Origin of the sequence: Chloroflexus sp. MS-G, from assembly GCF_000735195.1 — a bacterium.
GTDB lineage: Bacteria > Chloroflexota > Chloroflexia > Chloroflexales > Chloroflexaceae > Chloroflexus.
The window spans coordinates 1-2,231 of sequence record NZ_JPIM01000229.1 but is presented as its reverse complement, the minus strand read 5'-3'; the positions used below and the strand labels follow the sequence as shown (position 1 = coordinate 2,231).

The following is a 2,231-nucleotide window of genomic DNA, read 5'->3' as shown; positions in this document are numbered from 1 at the left end:
GGTGACAAAATTGGCGTAGAGGAACGACAGCCGGTAATCGTCATCTTTCAGGTAGAGCGTTTTTTGGAAGCCCTTCGGCATTTGGGTCAGAAAACAGAAGGGGCATTTATTGTTACAGGTGCGTAACCGGTCGAAGAGGGGTTCGGTAAATTCAACACCTAAATCGTCATCAGGGTCTTTGGTGAGCGTTATTTCGCGTTCATCGCCAGCAGCAGTGCGGATAAGCAGAGTTACACGTTCCTCAGCGATTGCAAAGCGATAATCAATGACATCGCGCAGGCGTTGACCATCTATTGCCACCACAACATCGCCAGGCTGAAGACCGATCGCTTCACCCAGACTATGGGCAGCGACGCTGGCGATAATACCACCTTCACCGGTAATCCGCTTGACATCGGGCTGATATTCCACACAATCTCCCAACCGCTACGTTGATACTCACGGTTCGCTCATTTTTTGACTGAATTTGAAATACGATAACCTATCGGTATGGCCGAAGAACTGACTGTAACCACGGAATGCGTGGACGATATTCCACTTTTGATCACATGGATGGAGCGCATGGGAGTGATCACCTTGACGAATGAACACTTTCCGGCGCATGGGAACTGGCAAGGACTGGACCTGGGACGCGTGCTGGTCGGGTGGTTGGCGCACAGTTTGTCGGAAGCGGACCACCGGCTGAACCAGGTGGAGGAGTGGGCTGCCGGACGCATCGAGACGTTGAGCGGCTGCCTGGGCGGAGCAGTGCGGGCCTTGGATTTCAGCGATGACCGTCTGGCGAGCGTGCTGGATGCGTTGAGTGAGGACGAAGAGTGGGCGGCTTTTGCGGCGAGTCTGAACCGCCGCACGCTGCGGGTCTACGACTTGAGGCCGGAGCGCATCCGGCTTGACAGCACGACGGCGAGCGGATACTGGCAGGTGAGCGAAGACGGCCTGTTTCAGCTGGGCCACAGCAAGGATCATCGCCCGGAGTTGCCGCAGTTGAAAGTGATGGTGGCAGCGCTTGACCCGCTGGGGATGCCGGTTGCGACCCAGGTGGTGGCGGGGAACCAGGCCGATGACCCCTTGTCCATTCCGGCGATTGAGCAGGTGCGGGCAGGTTTGGAGCGGCGTGGCTTGTGGTATGTCGGGGACGTCAAAATGATGGCTCTGGCCACGCGTGCGCATCTGCAAGTGGGCCAGGACACCTACCTGGGACCGCTGTCGGCGCTGCAGGGACCGCCAGCGGAGTTGGCAAGGGCTGTGCAGGCGGTCTGGAACGGCGAGCAAGCCTTGCTGAGCGTGGAGCGGCCGAATAGCGAAGGGCAAATCGAGAAAATCGCCGAGGGCTATGAAGTCCAGGCAACCCAGACGGCCGTCGTCAACGGTCAGGAAGCGAGGTGGAACGAACGCCGCCTGTTCATCCGTTCGTTGCTGCAAGCCGAAGCGGCTGCAACTGCCCTGCGCAAGCGGCTGGAGCATGCGGAGGAGGCCTTGCAGGCGCTGAATGAGCGCAAGCAAGGCAAAAGGCGGCTCCCCGATGCGGCAGCGCTGCGCGAGGCGATTGCAGCCGTTCTCAAGCGCCATCAGGTCGAAGGGCTGCTGACAGTGCACATCACCGAACAGGTTCAAACCCGGCAACTTCGCACGTACGGCAATCGTGCCGCCGCAACCCGCCTGGAGCGAACCGTTTTGGTCTCTGTCCAACGCAACGAGGCTGCCATCGCGCAGGCCGTTCGCCTGCTGGGATGGCGGGTGGATGCCACCAATGCCCCGCAGGACAGGTTGTCCCTCGAACAGGCGGTGCTGGCGTACCAGGCCGAATACCTGGTGGAACGCAATTTCGGACGCCTCAAAGGCAAACCCCTCTCGCTGACTCCGATGTACCTGCAAGACGACCAACGCGCCACCGGCCTGACGCGTTTGCTTTCGATCGGCTTGCGGGTCTTGACCTTGATAGAACATGTGGCGCGCAACAAGCTGCAACAGACAGGGGAAAAACTGAGCGGTTTGTACGCCGGCAATCCCAAGCGGGCCACCGAACGCCCGACCACCGAAGCGCTGCTGAGAGCGTTCGAGGGAATTTTTCTGAGCTTTGTGCAAATAGACGGACGGTCTTATCGCCATATCACCCCGCTCGCTGAGCTCCAGCGCAAGATATTGGACCTGCTCGACATCCCTGTAAGCATCTATTCCTCTCTGGCGGTCAATTCTGTAAATCCACCATAAAAATGAGCGAACCAAGAGTT

General features: G+C 58.7%; 2 protein-coding genes. One reads left to right on the top strand and one right to left on the bottom strand.

The features are described from left to right. On the bottom strand, nucleotides 1-411 hold a 411-nt coding region (locus JE47_RS0120040; RefSeq protein WP_031461440.1), incomplete at its 3' end, for a PDZ domain-containing protein. A gap of 78 nt (nucleotides 412-489) precedes the next feature. Between JE47_RS0120040 and JE47_RS0120035 the strand changes: the two genes are divergently transcribed. Further along, nucleotides 490-2,211, top strand: coding sequence for an IS1634 family transposase (locus tag JE47_RS0120035; protein WP_031461439.1), 1,722 nt, complete (start codon nucleotides 490-492; stop codon nucleotides 2,209-2,211). Nucleotides 2,212-2,231 lie beyond the last annotated feature (20 nt).